This is a genomic window from Streptococcus caprae (genome assembly GCF_042649745.1).
Lineage (GTDB): Bacteria > Bacillota > Bacilli > Lactobacillales > Streptococcaceae > Streptococcus > Streptococcus caprae.
This window is the reverse complement of the sequence record NZ_JBHRZV010000004.1, coordinates 14,755-36,711: the sequence shown is the minus strand read 5'-3', so window position 1 is coordinate 36,711 and position 21,957 is coordinate 14,755. Positions and strand designations below refer to the sequence as shown.

Below are 21,957 nucleotides of genomic sequence, written 5' to 3'. Positions count from 1 at the left end.
TCCTTATACTCTTCCGCAATCAAAACTATAGGTCGTTAGATTTCCTTGCCTAACTTTCTTATATCTGCGTCAACCTGCCTCATCTATTAAGACTTTGGTGAGTTTTAAATCTTAAAAAGCTAAAGAATGCCCTAAATTTTATGTTATACTTTAAGGGAATAGTACTCTTTCAAAATCAAAACTACAGGTCGTTAGGTTTCCTTGCTGAGTTCTCTTATGTCTATGTCAACCTGCCTTGGCTATTGAGATTTTGAGTGATTATAAGACAATAAAGGAGTGGTCAGATGAGTAAGATGATTTTTTCAGATATTGATGGGACTTTGATTACCAGTGAGTTGATCATTAGCGAAAAGACGCAGCAGGCTATTCGTAGGCGTGTGCAAGCGGGAGACTGGTTTGTGCCTATTTCGGCTCGGATGCCGGAGGCAATCCATCCCATTCTCGATGGCTTAGCGCTTGCCTACCCTCTTGTGTCTTTTAACGGGGCCCTGGTTCAAGACCATGAAGGCAAGGTGCTTTTTTCTCATCCTTTTTCTGCTGACCTGGCTCATGATATTTGCGTTTATATTGAGGGAGAATGGCAGAGCATTGCTTGGAATGCCTACAGTTATGGCCACTGGTATTCTCAGAATCGAGAAAATTACTGGGTCAATCGCGAGGAAGAGGTCGTGGGACTGGAATCAAGGACTTTAGCTCTGTCCGATCTGCCTAAAATCAAGGAAGTACACAAGTTATTAATCATGGGAGAACCCAGTGAGATTGATCAGCTGGAACAGGTTTTGGTAGAACGCTATCCTGCCCTGTCGATTGCCAAGTCCTTCCCTTCTTATATTGAAATCATGGCCCAGGGAATTGACAAGGGTCAAGCAGTCGGTCTACTAGCTGACCATTATGGAATACCGATTGAGGAGACGCTAGCTTTTGGGGATAATTTCAACGACCTGCCCATGCTCCTAGCTGTTGGCCAAGGTTACGCTATGGGTAACGCTCCTGAAGCTGTCAAGGCTCAGGTGGGCCTGGTAACAGCAGACCATAATCACAATGGGATTGCCCAGGTGCTGGAGAAACTGTCATAAGTCTAGGGAGTTGAAATGATTGGTTTTAAGAAATTAGCATTGGGATCTGTGCTTCTGATTATACTAATTTTGGGAGTAGTCTATAGCTTTAATGAGCATCTCGTTGGCCTAGATGATCAGCGCTTTAAGGTCGGCACAACCTATATGACCATGAACAATCGCTTTTATCAAGCTCTGCATGCGGAGATTGAAAAGAAGGTCAACGCAGAAGATGGGGTCCTCTATACGCGTGATCCAGCCCTAGATATTGATAAACAGATTGAACAAATCAACAGCTTCATTGCTAAGGGAGTTGATGTTATTATCCTTAATCCTGTCGATAGCAGAGACCAAGGCCTCATTGAGGTTGTTCAGAAGGCCAAACATCAGGGTATTGCCATTATTGTTGTGGACAGTGAACTGAAAGATTCCTCCATGGTGGATTCGACCATTGTGTCGGACAATTATCAGGCGGGGGTTTTAGCAGCAGAAGACATGATGGCGACCAAAGAGAGTGCTCGTATTTTGTTGCTGGAGCATAGTGATACCCAATCTGGAACGCAGAGAATTCAGGGGTTTGTGGACACCATTTCAGGCCATGACTCTTATCAGGTAGTTGCTAGACGAGAGAGTTTGGGACAAACCGAGGTCGCCATGCCCCAGGTTGAAGAATTACTGAGTGGGGGCCTTAATTTTGATGTCATCATGGCCTTGAATGACCAGGCTGCAATTGGCGCCTTGGCAGCCCTGAAAAAACATCAGGTAACAAGTCCTGTTTTAATCTACGGTGTCGATGGGTCACCTGATATGAAGCAGATTTTAGCCTCTTCATCAGACGTTCAGGGAACCGTCGCTCAATCACCGATTGCTATGGGGCAAAAGGCAGTAGAGATTGCGAACAAGCTCCACCAAGGACAAATAGTGGACAAGCATATCACCATACCTGTTCAACTATTGACCAAGAGTATGGCAGACCAAATTGATAAGAATGGGTGGCAGTGATGAAGACCTTACGGACAGTTCAATACACCAAGTACGCCCTTCTCTTGATTAATTTTGTGGCCATTGTCTTTTATGCTTCTGTGTATCTTTTTTCAGCGCGCTATGTGAGTAATCAGGATCTAGGCTACGCTCTCCTAGAGAAAATCAATACCCTGCCTTTGTCGCCTAATACCATGTTTTTCAGCAGTATCGGCCTTTTTCTGCTCCTCTTTATCATCATGATTTTTAGCGACCAAATTACGCATGATCCGGACGGGTCAGTCATGGAAAATATGACAGCCTTCAAGTTTATCATCATGGTGCTGATTTTGTTGTCCTTGCAGTTTTCCTTCAATGGGATTATTCTCTTGGTTTTTGCGGATGTTTTCTATAGTTCAAGAAAGGCCTACTTATTCACGGAAAAGCACTATTGGTTTACCTTTATATTCCTGAGTTTTGGTATTATGTTGGTGTCTAATTATGATTGGCTTTCCCTGCTTTTCAAGATTCCGCTGATGGATACCTATGTGTCCTTCTATCCGAGTTATATCCAGATTGGGATTCGTTTTGTCAAGAATCTATTGGTCTCACTCAATAACGTCGTCTTTATTGTTTCTCTGGTCAATTATGTCATGTATGCCATCAAGGAGCACCACAATATTGAGACAGAATTGCAGATGGTCTCTCGGGTCAATGTCGAGCTCAACAGTTACATTCAGCTGACTGAAAAAATTGTCGAAGACCGAGAACGCAAGCGGATTGCGCGTGAGATTCATGATACCTTGGGCCATGCCTTGACGGGGATTTCGGCTGGGATTGATGCGGTTAAAGTCTTGGTTGACCTTGATGCTAACCGGGCCAAGTTCCAGCTCAATAAGATGTCAGAAGTGGTGCGTGAGGGTATTGTGGATGTCAGACGCTCCTTGGAAAAATTAAGGCCTGATGCCCTGGAGAATCAGACCTTGCGGGATGCCCTTCAAAAAATGATTGATGAGTACCAGGCCATTTCCCCTGTTCAAATTGAGTTTGATTATCAATGGGATGTGGACCTCAAAAATACAACAGAGGACATCATCTTTCGGGTGGTTCAGGAATCTATTACCAATTCCATTAGGCATGGACATGCCCGACACCTCAGCATTCAGATGGTGGAGCAGGAGGCTTATGTTCTTCGCATTCAAGACGATGGTGTTGGTTGCGAGGAAATCCACTATGGGTATGGACTCAAGCAGATGCAGGAACGCCTGGCCATGATTGGTGGACGGATTCGTTTTGAAGGGACCAACGGCTTCTTAACTGAAATGACCTTACCTAAGTTAGAAAGGACAATGTGATGGTAAAAGTATTGATTGCAGATGATCAGGCTCTAATTCGGGAGTCCTTGCAGATTATCCTCTCCTCCCGACCTGATATTGAGATTACCGGCTCTGTGGAGGATGGTTTTGCCGTCCTTGAGGCGATTGCGGCTGAGAAACCTGATGTGATTCTGATGGACATCCGCATGCCTAGGATGGATGGTGTGATGTGCACCAAGCGGGTCAAGGAAAGCCACCCCGAGATTAAGATTATTATTTTAACGACCTTCGATGATGATGAATTCATCTTTTCGGCCCTCAAATTCGGGGCATCGGGCTATCTCCTCAAGGGGGTTTCGATGGATGAACTCCACCAAGCTATCTTAACGGTCCACAATGGCGGAGCTATGATTAACCCAGACATTGCTACCAAGGTCTTCAAGCTCTTTTCACAGATTGCCCAGTCAGACTATCGGATTCCAGTTGATCAAGATCAGGCCCAGGATTTCTCCAAGGTGGAATGGCGGTTGATTCAATGTGTTGGCTTTGGCCTATCCAATAAAGAAATTGCCCAGAAGCTCTTTTTGTCAGAGGGGACCGTTCGCAATTACCTGTCGGCTATTTTGAGCAAGTTAGAACTGCGCGATCGGACGCAGTTGGCGATTTGGGCGGTTCAAACAGGTGTTACCACACGAGATTTTGAGGGTGATGATGCTTAAGCTATTTAAAAATCATATGGCTCCTGTAGGCCTGGTTCTAATCATTGTAGCCTTACTTGGCTCTGCCTATTTTGCCGATACGCGGGAGCATGTTGTCTTGGAGCTTGGGCTCTATGCGGACAGTAGTTGGGATGTTCCCCAGGGTCAGCAGTATCAGTGGATTGACCGCGTAATTGCGGATTTTGAAAACCAGCATCCTGGTGTTGAGGTGGTCTACGAGAGTGGTATCCTCAAGAAAGACTATTCGAATTGGCTGGCCAACAAGATTGTGTCGGGGAAGGCTCCGGATGCCTTTATGATTTTGGAAAAGGATTTTAACGTCCTGGCTTCCACAGATGCCCTCGTTAATTTGAACAACAGGGTGGCCAGCGATTTAGACACGTCCCTCTTCTTCCCAGTAGCCTTAGAAGCAGGACGTTTTGGATCTCAACAATTTGGGCTACCTGTCGAGAGCAATCCTGTTATGATTTGTGTCAATACCGATTTATTGGCCAAAGAGGGCATCTCCGTTCCTCAATCTGGTTGGACTCTGCAGGAATTTTACAAGATTTGTCAGCAAGTTACCAAGGATACCGATGGTAATGGGGTTCTAGACCAGTTTGGGTTTACAGATTATACCTGGCAGCAGGCCTTGCTGGCCTACGGACAACCGCTCTTTGACCGTTCCGGACAATCAGTCTTTCTCAATACGGACCAGTCCAAAGAAGCCTTAGATTTTATGACCAAGTTGCAGGAGCTGAATGGGAATTACAAGGTGACGACCGAGGATTTCGATGCTGGTAAGGTAGCCTTCTTCCCGATGACCTTGGCCCAGTACCGAACCTATCGGCCCTACCCCTATCATATCTCTAAGTATTCCAGTTTTGCTTGGACCTGCATCAAGATGCCAGCTCAGACCAGCAATATCAATGCGACACCTGTAGAGACCTCTCTGGTCGGCATATCTTCTAAAACCAGTCACCGCCAGTTGGCTTGGGAGTTGATGATGCTCTTGTCAAGCAATACAAAAAGTCAGCAAACCTTGGTCCAACAGTCTCAGGGCATTTCAGTCCTTCAGTCTGTCATGGCTAGCGATGAAACTGCTCAGATTTTAAATACGGATAATGTTGTCTCAGAAGCCTTGACGACAGCGACTATCCAATCCATGATGGCAGATGCAGTTGCAGAACCTAGGTTCAAAAATTACCAGGCCTTACTGAAAAAGGCAGATTATCTTATTAGCCAAAGTCTGGAACAAGGAACAATCGAAACCGACCTTATCCGTATCCAAAAAGAATTAGAACAAGAATAAAAAAGCCAGGTAACCTTGGCTTTTTTGCATTTACATAGGTAAATCCAAGGAATGCTCACTCATACTCACTCAAAATCTCAATAGACAAAGCAGGTTGACGTAGACATAAGAGAGTTAGAGAGAAGACCTCCCTTGACATAAGATCCGATTAATGACATTTTTAACCTCAAAATTTTCCCCAAACCTTTTGAGCTGTAGGCTGCCAGTCAAGTACGGTTAAGGCCGATTATGGCAGGTTTGAATTCTGCTAAAACGGCTAGATTTCTGGGGATAATACGAATATTACTCTGTATCTGTTAGTCTAGACTAGCTCTATTTGACGGACTCTCAACTGAAGGGTTTGGCAAGTAAGATTTTTGGAGAAGGGAATATGACATTTGTCATCTAAGACTTCACATTTGTCACCTGGCATCTATGACAAATTGCCATTTTGTAAGGGCTTTTATTCTGATAAAATAGCGGTAACAAGTAAGGAGGACTATATGAAATATGTGTTATTAGTCAGCCATGGTGGCCTGTCTCAGGGTTTGAAATCAACCCTGTCCATGTTTGCTGGTGACAAGATTGCGGAAGTCAGGGCCCTGTCCCTAGAGCCAGACCAGTCAGTCGATGAGTTTGGTAAGGTTTGTCGAGAAAGTTTGGCAGACCTAGGAGTAGACGATTCCGTAGTAGTTTTGGCAGATATTGTTGGTGGAAGTCCCTTGACGACGCTTTGCGGAGTCTTGGATGACCTAGGTAAGCTGGATACAGCAACGGTTTTGGGAGGAATGAACCTGCCAATGGCCTTAACAACCCTGGTGATGAAGGATGCCCTCCAAGGTTCCGACTTGGCGTCAGCAGTACTTGCTGAGGCAGGCAGTGCCCTTCAGGAATTTGTAATTGAATCGTCTGATGCAGACGATGAAGATGATGATATTTAATAAAGGAGATTCGAAATGACAGTATCATTTGTTCGTATTGATGACCGTATGATTCACGGTCAAACCGTAACGCGTTGGGCTAAGGAATACCCTTGTGATGGCTTGATTGCCGTTAATGATGCCGCAGCCAGCAACAAGGTCCTCATCCAGGCCTACAAGGGTGCTTCTGACAAGAAAACCTTTGTTTGGACTAAGGAAGCCTTTATCGAAAAATCTCCAAAGGTTTTAGAATCCGACACCAAATACTTCGTGATTACCAAAAACCCAGTGGACATGAAAGAACTCCTTGTAGACAAGGGATTTGTCCCAGGTGATGTGAAAGAAATCATCGTTGGTCCATGTAATGACCGTCCAGGGGCTGTGAAATTGGGGAACAACCAATCCATCACCCAGGAAGAAGCTGAAGCCATCGAGGCTATTGAAAAAGCTGGTTACCGTGTGAAATTCCAACTTCTCCCAGATGTTTCTATCGGCTACTGGGAAACCTTTAAAGGGAAGTTTGGCTTCTAAGGTTCTTCACAATCAAGAGGATAGGGCTTTAATAGAAACCCTTAATTTCCATTAAACTCATCTTGATTGACTGCTTATCCATTATTTTATGAAGGAGAAAAGATTATGACAATATCTTGGTTTCAAGCAGCATTGTTAGGCTTGTTTGCGAGCTTGTCTTCAATGCCAGGTATGGGTGGTTCCAGTATCGGGAACTACACCCTCGGTCGTCCGCTTGTCGGAGGTTTTATTTGTGGATTGATTCTGGGAGACATCAAAACAGGTGTCATCTGCGGGATTGCCATGCAGTTGGTTTATATCGCCCTGGTAACACCTGGTGGTACAGTATCTGCTGACGTTCGTGCCGTTTCTTATATCGGTATTCCTTTGGCAATGGTCGCTATCCATGCTCAAGGCCTCAATGTTGATTCTGCTGAAGCAGCTGACTTGGCTAAATCAATGGGTACCCTTGTAGGTACAGTTGGTACAGTTTTGTTCTACGGAACAGCAACCATGAACTTGCTCTGGCAACATATCGGTTGGAAGGCTGTTGAAAAAGGGGACTTCAAGAAACTCTACGCAGTTGACTGGTACTACCCTTGGATTTCTCACTTGCTCTTCTCATTTATTCCGACATTGATTATGTGTAAATTGGGAGCTGAGGCTGTTACAGCCCTTAAAGATGCCCTTCCAATGGATGGTATCCCAATGAAAACTCTCTTTACAGTTGGTGCCCTGCTTCCATGTGTGGGGATTGCGATTCTCTTGAAACAAATTGTTGAAAAAGCAACAGACTTTATCCCATTTTTTGTCGGCTTTACCTTGGCTGCTTCATTGGGCTTGAACTTGGTAGCCTGTGCTGTAATCTCTCTCATCTTTGCAGCAATTTTCTATGAAATCGACATGGTACGTAATACGCGGGTCGCTGCGGTAGTTGCAGACTTTGAGGACGAAGAGGAGGACATTTAAGATGACAGAAAAGAAAAAAATCTCTCAGAAAACCCTAACTAAGTCCTTCCATAACTGGTACTATGGACACTTGACTTGTTTCTCTCAAGAGCACATGCAGACATTTGGTTACTTGACCTCTATGCTGCCAATCATTGAAGAGTTGTACCCTAATAAAGAGGATCAGCAAAAGGCTATGCAAACCTATACAGCCTTCTTCAATACTGAGCCTCAATTAGGAACTATCGTTGTCGGAATTACGGCTGGTTTGGAAGAAGCACGTGCCAATGGTTCTGATGAAGTGACTGATGAAACCATCAATGGTTTGCGTGCGGGTCTGATGGGACCAGTTGCTGGTATCGGTGACTCTCTGGTTGTTGGAACTCTGATTCCAGTTATCTTGGGGATTGCCCTTGGTTTGTCCACAGGTGGTTCACCGATCGGTGCAATCTTCTACATCATTGTGTGGAACTTGTTGGCTTACTTTGGAATGCGCTTTGCCTACTTTAAGGGTTATGAACTTGGGGACAAGGCTGTAGAATTCTTGGTAGGTCCTCAAGGTAAGGCTATCCGTCGTGCCGTTGGTATTGTCGGTGGTATGGTTATCGGTGCGGTTGCAGCGACTTGGGTTTCTGTTAAAACAGCCTTCCAATTGAAAGATGCAGCAGGCGAACCTTATTTGGTACTCCAAGATAAATTGGATGGCGTTTATCCAGGCCTCCTTACAGCAATTGTGATTTACATTTGCTGGTGGTTGATGGCTAAGAAGAACCTCTCACCAATCAAGGTTATGTTGCTCTTGGTTGTCGTAGCCTTTGTTGGTGTCGTCCTCGGCTTCTTCGATCCAGGCTTGTCTTACTAAGATGGACAGGACAGAATTTCTCAAGGGCTATGAGCAAGAAATAGCCTACCAAAAACATATGCTGGAAAATATCGGTCGCTGGTTCCAAGTCGCCTTTCTTCTAGCTACGGTCAGTCTGGTCTTGCTCTATTATTTTCATAGTCACCTATGGATGAAACTACTCTTTGGACTCTTCTTAATCCTTGGTGTTCTTGGCATGACTCTCCTAGGCCAAGTCATCTACAGAGGACGGAAAAACTTGCTCAAAGTCCAGTTGGATTTAGAAAAAAAGTTAGCTCAATAATGCTAACATCCCAATTGCTCCTGCAATTGGGATGTTTTTATACCTTTTTCACAAAGACTAGTTTGGACTCCTTAGATAAATCAGCTCGGTAGCTAAAGCCTGCAAAATCCAAGGACTTTAAGTCTTCCAAGCATTGAGCTTGTTGTTCCACAGCTGCTGTTAAGAACTGTCCTCGGGCCTTTTTAGAGATGGTGGAGTGGATCTTGAGTTGTCCCTCCTTCTCTTCCATGAAGACCAGGCTAATCAGTCGCTCCCGTTGGCTCGGTGAAAAGACGTCCTCAAATTCGCTGGAGAGGAGGGAGATGATTGGTCCATCTGCCTGGTTGAGGAAAGCGTCGTAATTAGGACGCCAAAGGTTTTTGAGTGATTGGCCATCCACCTTGAGAGCCAGGTTGAAGTCGAGACGATGCTCTGCGATGGGATAGAGGGCAGGGATAATGCCATAGAGAGAAGAGATAATGTAGACAGACTTTTCAAGATAGGCTTGTTCTGCCTGAGACCAGCCATCCCGTTTGATGTTGCGGTACATGAGTCCATTGAAGAGTTGAAGGGCAGGATAGGTATCGGCACTCGCTAATGCTTGGAGTCTATCCCACTCTTTCTGGGCGGGACCTTCCTTGATTTTATAGAGCTTACCCAGCTCCTCGGGGGTATAGGTCAGGAGTTGATTGAGAATAGCTTGGCTGAGGTTGCCTAAGGGCTTGCTTGGTAGAGTTTGGCCAGGTTTCATTTCCTTGGCGGTTGGGATGAGAAATAGCATAGCAGGGTCCTTTGTAGAGTTTGACATTAGGTGTTTGAGGTGCAGACTTGGTTGGGTCAGCGCTCTGCTATCGCCAAAACCAAGAAGTTAAATAAAAAGCAGGAGGCTGATGGCCATGAGAATCATGCCTGAAATGAGTCCGTAAAGGGAGAGGTGGTGCTCACCATACTCATGAGCAGCGGGCAGGAGTTCATCCATGGAGATGAAGACCATGATCCCGGCAACGCTGGCAAAGATTAGGCCAAAGACCATATCGTTCATGAAGGGCATGAGGAGGAACCAGCCGATGAGGGCACCGATGGGTTCCGCAAGTCCTGAAGCAAAGGAGTAGAAGAAGGCTTTCTTTTTAGAGCCTGTCGCCTGGTAGATGGGGACGGACACAGCAATGCCTTCTGGAATATTATGAATGGCAATAGCAACGACGATGGGGAGGGCCACAGTTGGATCTTCCAGAGCGGAGACAAAGGTCGCCAATCCCTCTGGGAAGTTATGGATAGCCAAGGCCAAGGCAGTCATCAGGCCCATTCGCATCAGCTTTTGGGGAACCTCATTCTCCTCTTCAACAGAGCGGAGCTCGTGGGGATTTTCCTCAGAAGGGACCAGCTTGTCTATGACAGCAATCAGCAACATGCCACCGAAGAAACCAAGGACAGTTGCCCAAGCCCCTGCTCGTTCACCCAAGGCTGTGGTTAATTTGTCTTGAGCTTGAGGAAAAATTTCAATCATGGAAACATAAATCATGACTCCAGCGGAAAATCCGAGACTGACAGAGAGGAACTGTTTGTTAGTGGATTTAGCCACAAAGGCGATAAGGCTGCCGATACCCGTAGAGAGGCCAGCGATGGCTGTTAGGATAAAGGCAGGGAGAAGATTTTCGTGCATGGGTTACTTTCTAGAGGAGCTAATACATATATTCACTCAAAATCTGACAGGTTGAGATAGGTTACCGTCAACACGACCGAAGTAGGTCAAGGTAGCTTAATAACCTGTTGTTTTGAAATAATAGTTGCATGCCTCACAACAAATAATACCAGTCTATTATAGCATGTTTACGCCTGTTTAAGCAGATCAAGCTACTCTAGTTGGTAAGAAAATTGAGATGGACGTTAGGAGTATATCCTAAAAAATATCAGAGTAGTTGAAATAGTACGAAAAGATGACTAAAATGAGGTTTTTATGTAGCCCGCTGTTAATGGTCACTAGCAATTACTTGGAGAATTTAAACCTCGGGTCTTGAGAAATTGATTGGACAAAATCGTTAAGAGTTTTGTTAAAAAGATGACAAAATATTAGGATTAGATGACAGAAATCAGCGATTATTACAGGGAGTAAACAAATGCTTAAAAGGGGTTGTTAAGACTTTTTTATGGTTCAGTTTTATGGTAAGATTATCATCAGAATACAAACAAAAAAGGATTAAAAACACATGAAAAAGAAAATGACTAAGCAGGTACTTGCGGCCTCGACATTATTGGTAACATTTGTTCCAGCGACAAGTCAAGCTATTACTTGGACTGCACGTTCTATTGCAGACATTAAGGCAGATATTGCTAGCCAAACATCTAACCAGCAAACATCTGTGCAAGAGAATGATCAGACTACTAGTTCTGGTCAAACTCAAATTCAAACCTATACTGTTAAATATGGAGATACCTTGAGTACGATTGCTGAAGCACTTGGTATTGACCTTGTAACCTTGGCTCATATCAACGATATTGCAGATATGGATTTGATTTATCCTGATACGGTTTTAAAGCTCAGCTATGATCAGAAGCAACAATTGGCAGGGGTTGAAATCCAAGCACCAGCTGCTTCAACTAGTCAAGAAGCGATTGCGCCTGAGCAAGCGGCAACTCCAGTAGTACCGCAATCTGAAACAATCCAAGTTGAAACAACAGTTGCCGAAACAGTTACCGAAGCTCCTGTTACCGAAGCTGAAACAACAGTTGCAGAAGAAGTGACTGAGGCAGTTTCTGAGGAGACCATTCAAGCAGCAACGGAAGCTCCAGTTGAAACGGCAGTTGCTGAAACAGTTACTGAAGCTCCTGTTACCGAAGTTGAAACGACAGTTGCAGAAGAAGTAACTGAGGCAGTTTCTGAGGAGACAACTCAAGCAGCAACAGAAGCTCCAGTTGAAACAACAGTTGCCGAAACAGTTACCGAAGTTGAAACGACAGTTGCAGAAGAAGTGACTGAGGCAGTTTCTGAGGAGACTACCCAAGCAGCAACGGAAGCTCCAGTTGAAACAACAGTTGCCGAAACAGTCACCGAAGCTCCAACCACTCTTGCACCTGAGACGACAGAAGCTCCTGTTACTGAAGCTGAAACAACAACGACAGCCACCTATACCGCAGCAGCAGGTGAAGATTACGGTCTTCAACCACAAACCATTGCGCTTAAAAATGAAATTGCTGGTCTCTACGGCATCACTAACTTTAGTCTCTACCGTCCAGGAGACTCTGGTGACCACGGCAAGGGCTTAGCCGTTGACTTTATGGTTTACAGTAATTCTGCTCTTGGAGATGTGGTAGCCAATTATGCGGCTGAAAATATGGGTAGCAAAGGGATTGCCTATATTATCTGGAAGCAACGTTTCTATTCACCATATCCAAGTAAGTATGGTCCAGCCTACACTTGGAACCTTATGGAAGACCGTGGTAGTGTGACAGAAAACCATTACGACCATGTTCACGTTTCCTTGAACCCTTAATCATAACTAAGCAGAGGTTTGAAAGAACTTCTGTTTTTTTGAGCCTATTTTTATATTTTTTCTGAAAATTTCACAAAAACTTCCGATTTTCCAACATGACACATATGTCATGTTCAAAAACTATAAAAATTGTTAGACTAGACTCATCAAACAAAAGGAGTCAATGATGACAGACACTAACTATCCCAACATCTCATTCAACAACGGTGGCGATTCGATGCCCTTCGGTGATTGGTGGACCATTTAAGGGCTATCCAATTCCTATAACTCCGTCCTTACAATCTAGGCCGGCTTTAGGAGAGAAAAAGCAGTTAAAGCGCATTATAAACTATTCAGATAGTTGTAATATCATTCTCTTTAGGGACTGGTGGATTATCTAGACTTGCTACCAATCATCTTTAAGTTCTATGGCTTAAAGGTATTTTTGGGGGAAGCGCTGGAGAACAGATATATGACAGTTTAATCAAGAAGGCCTCAAGAGCTTTCAGGTGCTAATGGACAGTCACTGGAAGCTATCCGTTGTAATCACGGCTAATCAGCACTTTCCTTTCTAGCTTGAAGGCTTCTTTTTTGCTATAATGAAATCATGACTAGAATTTTAGATAATGAACTCATGGGGGATGAAGAAGTTATTGAACGGACACTTCGACCTCAATATTTAAGAGAATATATTGGCCAGGATAAGGTCAAGGATCAACTTAGTATTTTTATCGAAGCTGCCAAGCTACGTGACGAGGCTTTGGATCATGTTTTACTCTTTGGCCCTCCGGGCTTAGGGAAGACGACCATGGCTTTTGTCATTGCCAATGAATTAGGGGTTAATCTCAAGCAAACCTCAGGACCAGCCATTGAGAAGGCCGGTGATTTGGTTGCCATCCTAAACGATTTGGAGCCAGGCGACGTGCTTTTTATTGATGAAATTCATCGTATGCCCATGCAGATCGAAGAAGTACTTTATTCAGCAATGGAAGATTTCTACATTGATATTATGATCGGTCAGGGAGAAACCAGTCGAGCAGTCCATCTAGACCTCCCGCCGTTTACACTGATTGGGGCAACGACCCGAGCTGGCATGCTTTCTAATCCACTGAGAGCTCGCTTCGGAATTACGAGCCATATGGAATACTATGGGGAGGCCGACTTGACAGAGATTGTTGAACGGACTGCAGAAATCTTTGAGATGGACATTGTTCACGAAGCAGCGGTAGAGTTGGCGCGTCGCTCCCGTGGAACCCCTCGGATCGCCAATCGCTTGCTCAAACGTGTTCGTGACTTTGCCCAAATCAAGGGAGATGGTCAGATCACCCGTGATATTGCTGACATGGCGCTCTCCATGCTGGATGTGGATCATGAAGGGTTGGACTATGTTGATCAGAAGATACTCAGAACCATGATCGAGATGTATCAAGGGGGGCCCGTCGGTCTGGGGACCTTGTCTGTTAACATCGCTGAGGAAAGAGATACGGTTGAGGATATGTACGAGCCTTATCTGATTCAAAAAGGCTTTATCATGCGGACTAGGACTGGCCGTGTGGTCACAGCCAAGGCCTATGAGCATCTTGGTTATCCACAACATCAGGATTAGCCTTAGAAGATAAATATTACTGTCACCATGCTTGGCTGTAAATGGAATCGGGAAACAACTGGACAACGTCAATAGGAGTTCGATTGTCTTCGATTTTGTCACCAATCACGGCTTTAAATGGTCAAATAATGACCTAAAGTCTATATCTCGCGACGAGATAAGAGAACAGCAATGAGAGTTTTGCTATGTCCCAAAAAAGAGATTTTCTTAATTTATCATTTTAGAAATCATGCTATAATAGATGAAGGAGTTAACCATGAAAAAAGTTGTGTTTGTTTGTCTAGGAAATATCTGTCGAAGTCCGATGGCAGAATTTGTGATGAAGGACACTGTTGGGGGAGACGAGTTTCACATTGAAAGTCGAGCGACCTCTGGCTGGGAGCATGGTAATCCTGTCCATTCAGGGACACAGACTGTTCTACGTAAAAACGGTCATGTTTGCGACCCACAGAAACACTCCCAACAAATCACATCTGATGACCTTGAATTTTTTGATGTTGTCATCGGAATGGATGAGCAAAATGTACGAGATTTGCAAGGGATGTCACAGGGCCAATACGATCATAAAATTTATCTCTTTGGGGAGACTGGTGTCCCAGACCCTTGGTATACTGGTGATTTTGACGAAACCTATAGGTTGGTGAGACAAGGTTGTCAGGAGTGGTATGAAAGATTAAAGTAAACGAGAGATTATGGAAAAACTAAAGGAATTAACCCGAAAAGACTGGGAGCGTATTGCTCTCCTTATTATTGTTCTTTTTGGATTGTCAGTTTTGCTAGTGCCTATCAGAAGTAAAGGGACCTTGACCTATCAAGATGGGGCCTTGACCTATACTGGTAGTATCGCAAACCATCGCATGAATGGAAAGGGCAAGCTTACCTATGCCAATGGCGATGTCTACGAAGGTAACTTTAAAAACGGTGTCTTTAGCGGGAAGGGAACCTTTACTTCGGCCAATGGCTGGTCTTATACTGGTGATTTTAAAAATGGTCAAGCCGATGGACAAGGAACTCTAAAAGCAATCGATGGTAAGGTCTATAAAGGCAAGTTTGTACAGGGGATTTATCAAAAATGAGGATAAAATGGTTTTCAGCAGTCCGAGTGATGGGTCTGCTTTTGGTGTTGACATACCATTTCTTTAAGCAATTCTTTCCAGGTGGCTTTATCGGTGTCGACGTATTTTTCACCTTTTCTGGTTACTTGATTACAGCCCTGCTCTTGGATGAATATCAGACCAAGCAGTCCTTTGATTTGGTTTCTTTTTTAAGACGGAGATTCTACCGTATCGTTCCTCCGCTTGTTTTAATGGTACTAGTGACCATGCCCTTCACCTTGTTGGTGAGTCGGGACTATCTGGCTAGCATTGGCCAGCAGATTATGGCGGCGATTGGTTTCACGACGAACTTCTATGAGCAGTTCATTGGAGCCAGTTACGAGAGTCAGTTTTATCCCCATCTCTTCCTCCATACCTGGAGCTTAGCGATTGAAGTTCACTTTTATGTTTTCTGGGGTGTTTTGGTGTGGTTCTTGTCTAAGCGCGGTTGGAAGGCAGAACAGTTCAGAGGAGCAGTGTTTATCAGTTCTGTAGGCCTCTTTCTGATTAGTTTCTTGAGCTTGTTTATCCGCTCATTCTTTGTGGATAATCTTTCCATGCTCTATTTTTCAACTGTGTCACGTGCCTTTCCTTTCTTTCTTGGCGCAATCTTTGCGACCATGTCTGGCATTAAGGAAACAACCAAGCGCTACCGCCGCAACGCCAAAAATTGGCCTCTTCACTACCCTTTATTGGGTGCGATTGGTTCCGGTTTAATGTTGATTCTGCTTGGTTTCACCCTAAACTTCGACCATCTTTTGACCTATCTGTTTGGCTTTATCTTGGCTAGTTTTTTCACGGCGGTTATGATTTATTGCTGTCGGGTCTTGAGCGATCGGACGCCGGAGGCAATAGCAGAGCCAGGTCTGCTGACAGTTCTTGCTGACATAAGCTACGGTGTCTACCTTTTCCACTGGCCGTTTTATACGATTTTTAAGCAGGTATCCGGTAATCTGGTAGCGGTCTTTCTGACTCTTGTCTTTTCGATCTTGTTTTCGGGCCTTTCCTTCTATATTATCGAGCCAAGTTTACAAGGTAAGGTTCCTAAAATCTTCGATATTGAGCTTGAGACCCAAGAATACCGCAAGCCTTTCTTGATTACCATTGGTATACTATCACTGCTAACCTTAGGCTTATCAGTGACAGCACCCAAGGTTGGGGCTTTTGAAACAGGTCTCTTGGCCGATAGTCTAAACCAAGCAGAGCGAAATCTCAATCGGACACATACCCTACTTGCTGGCGATGCAGAAGCGGTGACTAATGTTATGGTGATTGGAGACTCGGTAGCCCTTCGTGCAAGTACAGCTCTGCAATCCACCCTACCAGATGCACAAATTGATGCTGCGGTTAGTCGAAACTTTACTGCGGCTTATGAAATTTTTGAGAATGCCATTCAGACCGGTACTTTATCTAAAACAGTCGTGCTGGCAGTGGGAGTTAACTCACTTTATAATTATGAAGAAGATATACAAAAATTTATTGATGGACTTCCGGATGGTTATCGTCTTATCCTAGTATCTCCATATAATACTGGTGATGCACGTCCTGTCAAAGCTAGAGATTATGAATTAACTCTAGCTAAAAAGTATACTTATGTTACTGTAGCAGATTGGTATGAGACAGCCAGCGACCATCCAGAAATTTGGGCTGGAACAGATGGCGTACATTTTTCAGAAGAAGGTGGAGTTGGTGCCCAACTCTATGCTGATACCGTCAATGCAGCTATCAAAGAGGCTTCTAAGAAGGCTGCTAAAGGTGAAACAGAATAATAAAAACTCAGGTCAATAAATATCTACGATTGACCTGAGTTTTTATATCAAATTAAGGAAAGATAGCAAAATCAGGCGAGGACTGTTGAGCCCTCGCCTGATTTTTTATGTAAGACTAACGATTAGCATCTTCACTGCCAATAGTATCATTGGTAGATTTTTTTGTCTTCAACTCATCAATATGCTTTTCAACACCGTCAACGAGTCCTTCAACAGATTCTTTAGCATCTGCAAAACCTTCTTTAAGTTTACCGACCAATTGATCTACTTTGCCTTCAACTTCAACTTTTTTGTCGTCGGTTAACTTGCCAAAACCTTCTTTGACAGAGCCAACAACTTGATCCAATTTAGCTGAGAATTTTTCTTCTGACATATGTGTATCCTCCTTGATATTGTCCTAAAAGTCTCAAAAGATTATGACAACATTTAATTTTTACTATAGTGTCATTGTATCAAAAAATAGAAAAATGTCAACTGAAAACCTATTACTGACAATAAAAAAATATAATGAACTTGTCACTAATCAAGTGCTAAAAAGAAAGTCGTAGAATAAAAAAGGAGGACTTGTTGACCGTCGTGATCCTTCGCGGGATGCCCTAAAATGAGAGTGGGATAAAAATCGGTAATTCGTTGGAACTTCGATTACTTCGCTTTTGTTTTTTAGGCTCAGACTGAAACGGTCTTTTCCCAGACTGTTTCACTCCCACCTCCGCATGTTGATTAGGAGTCTAAAAGCTTATAACATCAGTGTATTAGAGTCCACTCAGCCACTGCGTCTTGCAAGTAAAACTCTATAAATATTGCAGCTGGGAACTTTTGTCCCAGCTTCAGTTTTGATTTATTTAATATTGAAGATTTTTGCCATGCGAGCGTAGCTAGGTTCCTCGCCAATAAAGTAGATAATGTCGTCCTTCTGGAAAGTCTGATAGGGACTAGGTGAAAGGAGAAGTTCATTTTTCCGCTCGATAGCGACAATGGTGCCACCTGTTTTATGCCAAACTTGAGCCTCTTGGAGTTCCATACCGATTAAGTCAGAATCGGATGTTAACTTGAGTCCATATGGATCTAAAGGATATTTCTTGTTTACTAATTTGGTTTGTTCTAAGTAGACAGCGACTAAACCTTTTAATTCTCGTAAGTGAAGTTCTTGCTCATCAATTTTTTTAAGAATTCTATTTTTTTGAGTCTCGATATCATTGGTGCTTTCAAAATCTTCAAGGAATTCGATAGCCTTTTCTTTTGAGATAACGACTGCACCGCTACCATGCTTTAAATTGACGATATGAAGATCTGCCAGAATATTGAGAGCACGGCGCGTAGTCTCTGGTGATACACCAAAGGTAGCTGCAAGTGTCGAGCGGGATTTAATTTTTTCACCGACTGGGTATTCTCCAATGGCAATCTTTTTAGCTACCTCAACGGCTATTTGTTGAAATTTTGATGTTTTGATAATTTTACGATTAGGCATAGGTGTCTCCATTTCTAATATGTGTCTAAGAAAATAATTTGACTCAACATACTTTCTTTTATTTTATTATAGCACTTTTTTTAAAAACAAACTAAAAGTTGAATGTTTTATTAAAAAATATGTTGTCAATTTATTTGTAAATTTAAAAACCACCTTATCAAATTGTATATTTTAGAAAAATACATTCTAAAAAACCTTTAGCTAATAGGCTTTTTAAGAATGTGACTACTTAAACATAAAAAGTTATTGTCATTTGAGTTAAATCATTGACAACTGAAAACGTTTTGTCTATAATGACAATATAAACAAAAACAAAAGTTGTCATAAAAAAGACATCTTCCGGGAAAGTAGGAGTTGTCTGTGGCACATGTAGACATACAAAGGAGGAAATCGTATGTTATGGTCAATTATTGTCGGAGCCTTGATTGGTGTTGTTGCAGGAGCTATTACTAAGAAAGGTGGCTCAATGGGATGGATTGCTAATATATTGGCTGGTTTGGTTGGATCATCCGTAGGTCAGTCACTGTTTGGGACCTGGGGTCCAAGTTTAGCAGGTATGGCTTTGATTCCATCTATCATCGGAGCTGTTATTGTAGTAGTTGTTGTCTCTTATGTTTTGAGTCGATTACATTCTTAATGTAAAGTGTACATATTCAAAAATAATATTAAATAGGAGGAACTTATTATGTTATGGTCAATTATTATTGGAGCCTTGATTGGTGTTGTCGCAGGAGCTATTACTAAGAAAGGTGGCTCAATGGGATGGATTGCTAATATTTTAGCGGGTCTAGTTGGATCAGCTGTTGGTCAAGGGATCTTTGGTTACTGGGGACCTACATTGGCAGATATGGCACTTATCCCATCTATTCTAGGAGCGGTTATCGTTGTTGCGGTGGTTTCTTTCTTCTTAGAGAAATCACACTAAGAGGAGGTTTCCTATGAATAAGTTTACGAAAACTCTAATCGTTCTAGGGAGTTTGGTCATGGTTGTTTTGTTTGGTGTTTTGGCATTGACATATGCTGATCAAGCTTTTCTTCCACCAGAGCTCGAGGTGTTTATGAGCCACTTGCGATTGGCTCCAATAGCCCAGTTGGCTATAGCACCTTATGTCTTCTGGTTAGCAGTGGCGATGATTGCCATATTCCTTATCCTTATCTTGGTAACGATTTTCTTTCCAAGATTGTACACAGAGGTGGAATTAGAAGATGGTCACTCAGGGACGCTTAATCTTAAGAAATCCGCTTTAGAAGGATTTGTCAAGACCATCGTCCAAGAAGAGGGGTTGATGGCTTCTCCAAATGTAACAGCCAAAGTTTACAAGCATAAGTTTAAAATAAACGTTGCAGGAAAGGTTATCCCCCGTGTGGGTATTCCTGAGAAGGTTGAACGCATTGAGCAAGATATTCGGACTGGATTGGAGCATTTCTTCGGAGTGACTAAGAATGTGGAGTATAGCGTGTCTGTTAAACACATTGAACCTAAGAAGACATCGACCTCTAGTCGCGTAGAATAGGAGTAGATATGGATTGGAAAACACTGATTAGCCAATATCGCTATCCCATTGTAGGAGGTTTGATAGGACTACTTGTAGCACTCTTTCTCATCACATTTGGGATTATTAAAACGTTTATTATCCTGCTCTGTGTAGCTGGAGGGATTTACCTTGCTAGCTATCTGAAGCAAACAGGATTCATTGATCGTCTATTTAAATAAAAACTAAAAAAAGAGGTAAATATTATGACTGATACAAAAACAACAAAGGCTATCGTAACATCAGACGTTATTCGTGGCGAATTGACCTATGCAGATAAGGTCATTGAAAAAATTATTGGTATCGCTCTTGAGACTGTGGATGGTCTGCTCGGCGTTGACGGTGGCTTTCTCTCTAATATGAAGGACAAGCTGGTCAACACTGATACAACTCGTGATGGTGTCAATGTTGAAGTTGGTAAAAAACAAGTGGCGGTAGATCTTGATATCGTTGCTGAATATCAAAAACACGTGCCAACAATCTTTAAGGCTATCAAGGAAGTTATTGAGACAGAAGTGAAACGCATGACAGACCTTGATGTGGTGGAAGTAAACGTTAATGTCGTTGATATCAAGACCCGTGCACAATATGAAGCTGATAAGGTCAGCCTTCAAGATCGCGTAACAGATGCGGCACAGACTACGGGTGAATTTGCTTCAACCCAGTACAACAAGGCTGCAAAAGGCATTAACGACTTGACAGAAAGCGACGAACCACGCGTGATTTAAGCACGCTGGAATAAAAACTAGGAATTAAAATTGGAGGAAATCATCATGACTGATAAATTAGATGCAAAATTGGACCAAGCAAAAGGCTCTGTCAAAGAAGCCTATGGAAAACTAACAGATGACAAAAAAGTTGAAGCTGAAGGCCTCGTGGACAAAGTAACAGGAAAAGTCAAAGAGGCAGCTGTTGATGCTAAAGATGCCGTCGAAGGATTTGTTGAAGGACTGAAAAAATAGTCTGTATTCGTAAGGTCTTCTATTAGCTTAACTAGTAGGAGTCCAAGGATGAAACAATATTTTAAAGAAAGTTTTTAAAACGCATAGAAATAGAGGAAAAGAATATGACAAATACAACTCATTTGACACAAACACATGAAAGTTCAGACCTTAAAGGTCGCATTACTTACAGCGATAAAGTGGTTGAGAAGATTATCGGGAAGTCTCTTGAGATGGTTCCTGGGCTCCTAGCTGTTAGCGGTGGTTTCTTCACCGATATGAAAAACAAGGTGGTCAACAGTGATAATCCTGCAGAAGGTGTCAATGTTGAAGTTGGAACTAAGCAGGTTGCAACAGATCTTCGTATCGTGGTTGAGTACGGTCGTGACATTCCAGAAATCGTTGACAATATCAAGGCTATCATCAGTGAAGAAGTTGCTCGTATGACACACCTTGAAGTTGTCGAAGTGAATGTTGATGTCGTAGATATTAAGACTCGCGGTGAGTTTGAAGCAGACTCTGTAACGGTACAAGACCGTGTCACAGAAGCAGCTCAAACAACAGGTGAATTTGTCTCTGAACAGGCTAGCAAGGCTGGAGAAGCTATCTCAAACACAACTGAAAAGGTTAAGGCATCTGTAGAAGACAGTCGCGTACAATAAGACTAGCAGAGGGGGACCCTACAAGGTTCCCTCTTGTTACAAGCGTTGTAAGGTCCCGATAATAGAGTGACAGGGGTTAAAAAGATAAAAGATTTCTCTGCTCTGCTATGGGACAAACGAAGCTATTGACCGAAAAGGTGGTGAGAGAGATGCATGGTAAACCTAAGCAAGCTAGTTATGAAACAGTGGCGGTATCCATCGCAAGCCTCATCCGAAATCAATCGATAGTTGTCGGCCAGCAATTGGAGCCTATGGTTGCTCTCGGTAACCGGTTTGGTGTCTCTCGTGAGACAGTTAGACATGGGCTGAAAATCCTGGATGAGAGGGGTGTTTTGTCCCTTCGTCATGGTAAGGGAGCTGTGATTCTTTCTAAGAAAAAGGCTGAGAACTATTTAGCAGAACATCAGCAACAGGTAGAAATCCAAGAGATTTATCATGAGATAAGTCAGATGATTGGTCAACAAGAATCTGACCTGGATAAGCTGAAACGCCTAGTGGGAGACTTGAGAGAAAAGGTTCTTATCCCACTTGAGGAGAGCTAGAGCGGGTGATTTTATTTCGCATGCGATAGTCGTATATAAATGGAGGAGTTT

General features: G+C 43.2%; 27 protein-coding genes. 23 read left to right on the top strand and 4 right to left on the bottom strand.

Annotation, left to right across the window (positions count from 1 at the left end):
* Positions 1–284: 284 nt before the first annotated feature.
* From ACFORF_RS01120 to ACFORF_RS01075, 10 genes are all read left to right on the top strand, one after another.
* Positions 285–1,076 (top strand): Cof-type HAD-IIB family hydrolase, encoded by a 792-nt coding sequence (locus ACFORF_RS01120; protein ID WP_380424518.1) that lies wholly within the window; start codon positions 285–287, stop codon positions 1,074–1,076.
* Positions 1,077–1,091: 15 nt separating this feature from the next.
* Positions 1,092–2,057 (top strand): sugar ABC transporter substrate-binding protein, encoded by a 966-nt coding sequence (locus ACFORF_RS01115; protein WP_380424516.1) that lies wholly within the window; start codon positions 1,092–1,094, stop codon positions 2,055–2,057.
* On the top strand, positions 2,057–3,370 hold the full coding sequence (locus ACFORF_RS01110) for a sensor histidine kinase (protein WP_380424514.1): 1,314 nt from the start codon (positions 2,057–2,059) through the stop codon (positions 3,368–3,370). The genes ACFORF_RS01115 and ACFORF_RS01110 overlap by 1 nt, the downstream gene beginning before the upstream one ends.
* Positions 3,370–4,050 (top strand): response regulator transcription factor, encoded by a 681-nt coding sequence (locus ACFORF_RS01105; RefSeq protein ID WP_380424512.1) that lies wholly within the window; start codon positions 3,370–3,372, stop codon positions 4,048–4,050. The genes ACFORF_RS01110 and ACFORF_RS01105 overlap by 1 nt, the downstream gene beginning before the upstream one ends.
* Positions 4,043–5,341: an ABC transporter substrate-binding protein gene (locus ACFORF_RS01100; protein WP_380424510.1), complete on the top strand. Its 1,299-nt coding sequence runs from the start codon at positions 4,043–4,045 to the stop codon at positions 5,339–5,341. Before ACFORF_RS01105 ends, ACFORF_RS01100 begins: the two co-directional genes overlap by 8 nt.
* 482 nt (positions 5,342–5,823) lie before the next feature.
* Entirely contained in the window at positions 5,824–6,261 is a 438-nt protein-coding gene (locus ACFORF_RS01095; protein ID WP_380424508.1) for a PTS sugar transporter subunit IIA, read from the top strand.
* A gap of 15 nt (positions 6,262–6,276) precedes the next feature.
* A complete protein-coding gene (locus tag ACFORF_RS01090; protein WP_380424505.1) occupies positions 6,277–6,771 on the top strand; it encodes a PTS system mannose/fructose/N-acetylgalactosamine-transporter subunit IIB in 495 nt (164 codons plus the stop codon).
* A 105-nt stretch (positions 6,772–6,876) separates the two neighbouring features.
* Positions 6,877–7,719 (top strand): PTS mannose/fructose/sorbose/N-acetylgalactosamine transporter subunit IIC, encoded by an 843-nt coding sequence (locus tag ACFORF_RS01085; RefSeq protein WP_380424503.1) that lies wholly within the window; start codon positions 6,877–6,879, stop codon positions 7,717–7,719.
* Between the two features lies 1 nt (position 7,720).
* Complete coding sequence (locus tag ACFORF_RS01080) at positions 7,721–8,560, top strand: PTS system mannose/fructose/sorbose family transporter subunit IID (RefSeq protein ID WP_380424501.1); 840 nt, start codon at positions 7,721–7,723, stop codon at positions 8,558–8,560.
* A 1-nt stretch (position 8,561) separates the two neighbouring features.
* The gene (locus ACFORF_RS01075; RefSeq protein WP_380424499.1) at positions 8,562–8,843 is read left to right on the top strand and encodes a DUF202 domain-containing protein; all 282 of its coding nucleotides are present in this window, start codon (positions 8,562–8,564) and stop codon (positions 8,841–8,843) included.
* Positions 8,844–8,880: 37 nt separating this feature from the next.
* Here the strand turns inward: ACFORF_RS01075 and yaaA are convergent, their stop codons facing one another.
* Both yaaA and zupT read right to left on the bottom strand, forming a co-directional pair.
* The gene (gene yaaA / locus ACFORF_RS01070) at positions 8,881–9,630 is read right to left on the bottom strand and encodes a peroxide stress protein YaaA (RefSeq protein WP_380424497.1); all 750 of its coding nucleotides are present in this window, start codon (positions 9,628–9,630) and stop codon (positions 8,881–8,883) included.
* Positions 9,631–9,690: 60 nt separating this feature from the next.
* The gene (gene zupT / locus ACFORF_RS01065) at positions 9,691–10,485 is read right to left on the bottom strand and encodes a zinc transporter ZupT (RefSeq protein WP_380424495.1); all 795 of its coding nucleotides are present in this window, start codon (positions 10,483–10,485) and stop codon (positions 9,691–9,693) included.
* A gap of 556 nt (positions 10,486–11,041) precedes the next feature.
* Here zupT and ACFORF_RS01060 point away from each other — a divergent pair.
* From ACFORF_RS01060 to ACFORF_RS01040, 5 genes are all read left to right on the top strand, one after another.
* A complete protein-coding gene (locus ACFORF_RS01060; protein ID WP_447449992.1) occupies positions 11,042–12,313 on the top strand; it encodes a LysM peptidoglycan-binding domain-containing protein in 1,272 nt (423 codons plus the stop codon).
* A 586-nt stretch (positions 12,314–12,899) separates the two neighbouring features.
* Complete coding sequence (ruvB, locus tag ACFORF_RS01055; RefSeq protein ID WP_380424490.1) at positions 12,900–13,898, top strand: Holliday junction branch migration DNA helicase RuvB; 999 nt, start codon at positions 12,900–12,902, stop codon at positions 13,896–13,898.
* A gap of 256 nt (positions 13,899–14,154) precedes the next feature.
* Positions 14,155–14,580: a low molecular weight protein-tyrosine-phosphatase gene (locus tag ACFORF_RS01050; RefSeq protein WP_380424487.1), complete on the top strand. Its 426-nt coding sequence runs from the start codon at positions 14,155–14,157 to the stop codon at positions 14,578–14,580.
* Positions 14,581–14,590: 10 nt separating this feature from the next.
* Complete coding sequence (locus ACFORF_RS01045) at positions 14,591–14,974, top strand: MORN repeat-containing protein (protein ID WP_380424484.1); 384 nt, start codon at positions 14,591–14,593, stop codon at positions 14,972–14,974.
* The gene (locus tag ACFORF_RS01040; protein WP_380424481.1) at positions 14,971–16,761 is read left to right on the top strand and encodes an acyltransferase family protein; all 1,791 of its coding nucleotides are present in this window, start codon (positions 14,971–14,973) and stop codon (positions 16,759–16,761) included. Before ACFORF_RS01045 ends, ACFORF_RS01040 begins: the two co-directional genes overlap by 4 nt.
* Before the next feature lie 115 nt (positions 16,762–16,876).
* On the opposite strand, the gene ACFORF_RS01035 is transcribed toward ACFORF_RS01040, so the two are convergent.
* Both ACFORF_RS01035 and ACFORF_RS01030 read right to left on the bottom strand, forming a co-directional pair.
* Positions 16,877–17,134, bottom strand: a complete 258-nt coding sequence (locus tag ACFORF_RS01035) for a CsbD family protein (protein ID WP_380424479.1) — start codon at positions 17,132–17,134, stop codon at positions 16,877–16,879.
* 465 nt (positions 17,135–17,599) lie between these two features.
* Positions 17,600–18,229 carry a TrkA C-terminal domain-containing protein gene (locus ACFORF_RS01030; protein WP_380424476.1) on the bottom strand — a complete coding sequence of 210 codons (630 nt, stop codon included), beginning with the start codon at positions 18,227–18,229 and terminating at the stop codon, positions 17,600–17,602.
* Between the two features lie 394 nt (positions 18,230–18,623).
* Between ACFORF_RS01030 and ACFORF_RS01025 the strand changes: the two genes are divergently transcribed.
* The 8 genes from ACFORF_RS01025 to ACFORF_RS00990 all read left to right on the top strand — a co-directional run bounded on the left by ACFORF_RS01025 (position 18,624) and on the right by ACFORF_RS00990 (position 21,906).
* The gene (locus tag ACFORF_RS01025; protein WP_380424474.1) at positions 18,624–18,866 is read left to right on the top strand and encodes a GlsB/YeaQ/YmgE family stress response membrane protein; all 243 of its coding nucleotides are present in this window, start codon (positions 18,624–18,626) and stop codon (positions 18,864–18,866) included.
* 48 nt (positions 18,867–18,914) lie between these two features.
* The gene (locus ACFORF_RS01020) at positions 18,915–19,154 is read left to right on the top strand and encodes a GlsB/YeaQ/YmgE family stress response membrane protein (protein WP_380424472.1); all 240 of its coding nucleotides are present in this window, start codon (positions 18,915–18,917) and stop codon (positions 19,152–19,154) included.
* Between the two features lie 13 nt (positions 19,155–19,167).
* A complete protein-coding gene (amaP, locus tag ACFORF_RS01015; RefSeq protein ID WP_380424470.1) occupies positions 19,168–19,743 on the top strand; it encodes an alkaline shock response membrane anchor protein AmaP in 576 nt (191 codons plus the stop codon).
* A gap of 8 nt (positions 19,744–19,751) precedes the next feature.
* A complete protein-coding gene (locus ACFORF_RS01010; protein ID WP_380424468.1) occupies positions 19,752–19,943 on the top strand; it encodes a DUF2273 domain-containing protein in 192 nt (63 codons plus the stop codon).
* A gap of 24 nt (positions 19,944–19,967) precedes the next feature.
* The gene (locus ACFORF_RS01005) at positions 19,968–20,489 is read left to right on the top strand and encodes an Asp23/Gls24 family envelope stress response protein (RefSeq protein ID WP_380424466.1); all 522 of its coding nucleotides are present in this window, start codon (positions 19,968–19,970) and stop codon (positions 20,487–20,489) included.
* A gap of 45 nt (positions 20,490–20,534) precedes the next feature.
* Positions 20,535–20,723 (top strand): CsbD family protein, encoded by a 189-nt coding sequence (locus ACFORF_RS01000; RefSeq protein ID WP_380424464.1) that lies wholly within the window; start codon positions 20,535–20,537, stop codon positions 20,721–20,723.
* A gap of 104 nt (positions 20,724–20,827) precedes the next feature.
* Positions 20,828–21,364 carry an Asp23/Gls24 family envelope stress response protein gene (locus ACFORF_RS00995; protein WP_380424462.1) on the top strand — a complete coding sequence of 179 codons (537 nt, stop codon included), beginning with the start codon at positions 20,828–20,830 and terminating at the stop codon, positions 21,362–21,364.
* Positions 21,365–21,471: 107 nt separating this feature from the next.
* Positions 21,472–21,906 carry a GntR family transcriptional regulator gene (locus tag ACFORF_RS00990; RefSeq protein WP_380424460.1) on the top strand — a complete coding sequence of 145 codons (435 nt, stop codon included), beginning with the start codon at positions 21,472–21,474 and terminating at the stop codon, positions 21,904–21,906.
* Positions 21,907–21,957 lie beyond the last annotated feature (51 nt).

Bases quoted from the DNA above. Each gene is read 5' to 3' on its own strand.
- ACFORF_RS01120 (WP_380424518.1), top strand. From the start codon at position 285: ATGAGTAAGATGATTTTTTCAGATATTGATGGGACTTTGATTACCAGT.
- ACFORF_RS01115 (WP_380424516.1), top strand. From the start codon at position 1,092: ATGATTGGTTTTAAGAAATTAGCATTGGGATCTGTGCTTCTGATTATA.
- ACFORF_RS01110 (WP_380424514.1), top strand. From the start codon at position 2,057: ATGAAGACCTTACGGACAGTTCAATACACCAAGTACGCCCTTCTCTTG.
- ACFORF_RS01105 (WP_380424512.1), top strand. From the start codon at position 3,370: ATGGTAAAAGTATTGATTGCAGATGATCAGGCTCTAATTCGGGAGTCC.
- ACFORF_RS01100 (WP_380424510.1), top strand. From the start codon at position 4,043: ATGCTTAAGCTATTTAAAAATCATATGGCTCCTGTAGGCCTGGTTCTA.
- ACFORF_RS01095 (WP_380424508.1), top strand. From the start codon at position 5,824: ATGAAATATGTGTTATTAGTCAGCCATGGTGGCCTGTCTCAGGGTTTG.
- ACFORF_RS01090 (WP_380424505.1), top strand. From the start codon at position 6,277: ATGACAGTATCATTTGTTCGTATTGATGACCGTATGATTCACGGTCAA.
- ACFORF_RS01085 (WP_380424503.1), top strand. From the start codon at position 6,877: ATGACAATATCTTGGTTTCAAGCAGCATTGTTAGGCTTGTTTGCGAGC.
- ACFORF_RS01080 (WP_380424501.1), top strand. From the start codon at position 7,721: ATGACAGAAAAGAAAAAAATCTCTCAGAAAACCCTAACTAAGTCCTTC.
- ACFORF_RS01075 (WP_380424499.1), top strand. From the start codon at position 8,562: ATGGACAGGACAGAATTTCTCAAGGGCTATGAGCAAGAAATAGCCTAC.
- yaaA (WP_380424497.1), bottom strand. From the start codon at position 9,630: ATGTCAAACTCTACAAAGGACCCTGCTATGCTATTTCTCATCCCAACC.
- zupT (WP_380424495.1), bottom strand. From the start codon at position 10,485: ATGCACGAAAATCTTCTCCCTGCCTTTATCCTAACAGCCATCGCTGGC.
- ACFORF_RS01060 (WP_447449992.1), top strand. From the start codon at position 11,042: ATGACTAAGCAGGTACTTGCGGCCTCGACATTATTGGTAACATTTGTT.
- ruvB (WP_380424490.1), top strand. From the start codon at position 12,900: ATGACTAGAATTTTAGATAATGAACTCATGGGGGATGAAGAAGTTATT.
- ACFORF_RS01050 (WP_380424487.1), top strand. From the start codon at position 14,155: ATGAAAAAAGTTGTGTTTGTTTGTCTAGGAAATATCTGTCGAAGTCCG.
- ACFORF_RS01045 (WP_380424484.1), top strand. From the start codon at position 14,591: ATGGAAAAACTAAAGGAATTAACCCGAAAAGACTGGGAGCGTATTGCT.
- ACFORF_RS01040 (WP_380424481.1), top strand. From the start codon at position 14,971: ATGAGGATAAAATGGTTTTCAGCAGTCCGAGTGATGGGTCTGCTTTTG.
- ACFORF_RS01035 (WP_380424479.1), bottom strand. From the start codon at position 17,134: ATGTCAGAAGAAAAATTCTCAGCTAAATTGGATCAAGTTGTTGGCTCT.
- ACFORF_RS01030 (WP_380424476.1), bottom strand. From the start codon at position 18,229: ATGCCTAATCGTAAAATTATCAAAACATCAAAATTTCAACAAATAGCC.
- ACFORF_RS01025 (WP_380424474.1), top strand. From the start codon at position 18,624: ATGTTATGGTCAATTATTGTCGGAGCCTTGATTGGTGTTGTTGCAGGA.
- ACFORF_RS01020 (WP_380424472.1), top strand. From the start codon at position 18,915: ATGTTATGGTCAATTATTATTGGAGCCTTGATTGGTGTTGTCGCAGGA.
- amaP (WP_380424470.1), top strand. From the start codon at position 19,168: ATGAATAAGTTTACGAAAACTCTAATCGTTCTAGGGAGTTTGGTCATG.
- ACFORF_RS01010 (WP_380424468.1), top strand. From the start codon at position 19,752: ATGGATTGGAAAACACTGATTAGCCAATATCGCTATCCCATTGTAGGA.
- ACFORF_RS01005 (WP_380424466.1), top strand. From the start codon at position 19,968: ATGACTGATACAAAAACAACAAAGGCTATCGTAACATCAGACGTTATT.
- ACFORF_RS01000 (WP_380424464.1), top strand. From the start codon at position 20,535: ATGACTGATAAATTAGATGCAAAATTGGACCAAGCAAAAGGCTCTGTC.
- ACFORF_RS00995 (WP_380424462.1), top strand. From the start codon at position 20,828: ATGACAAATACAACTCATTTGACACAAACACATGAAAGTTCAGACCTT.
- ACFORF_RS00990 (WP_380424460.1), top strand. From the start codon at position 21,472: ATGGGACAAACGAAGCTATTGACCGAAAAGGTGGTGAGAGAGATGCAT.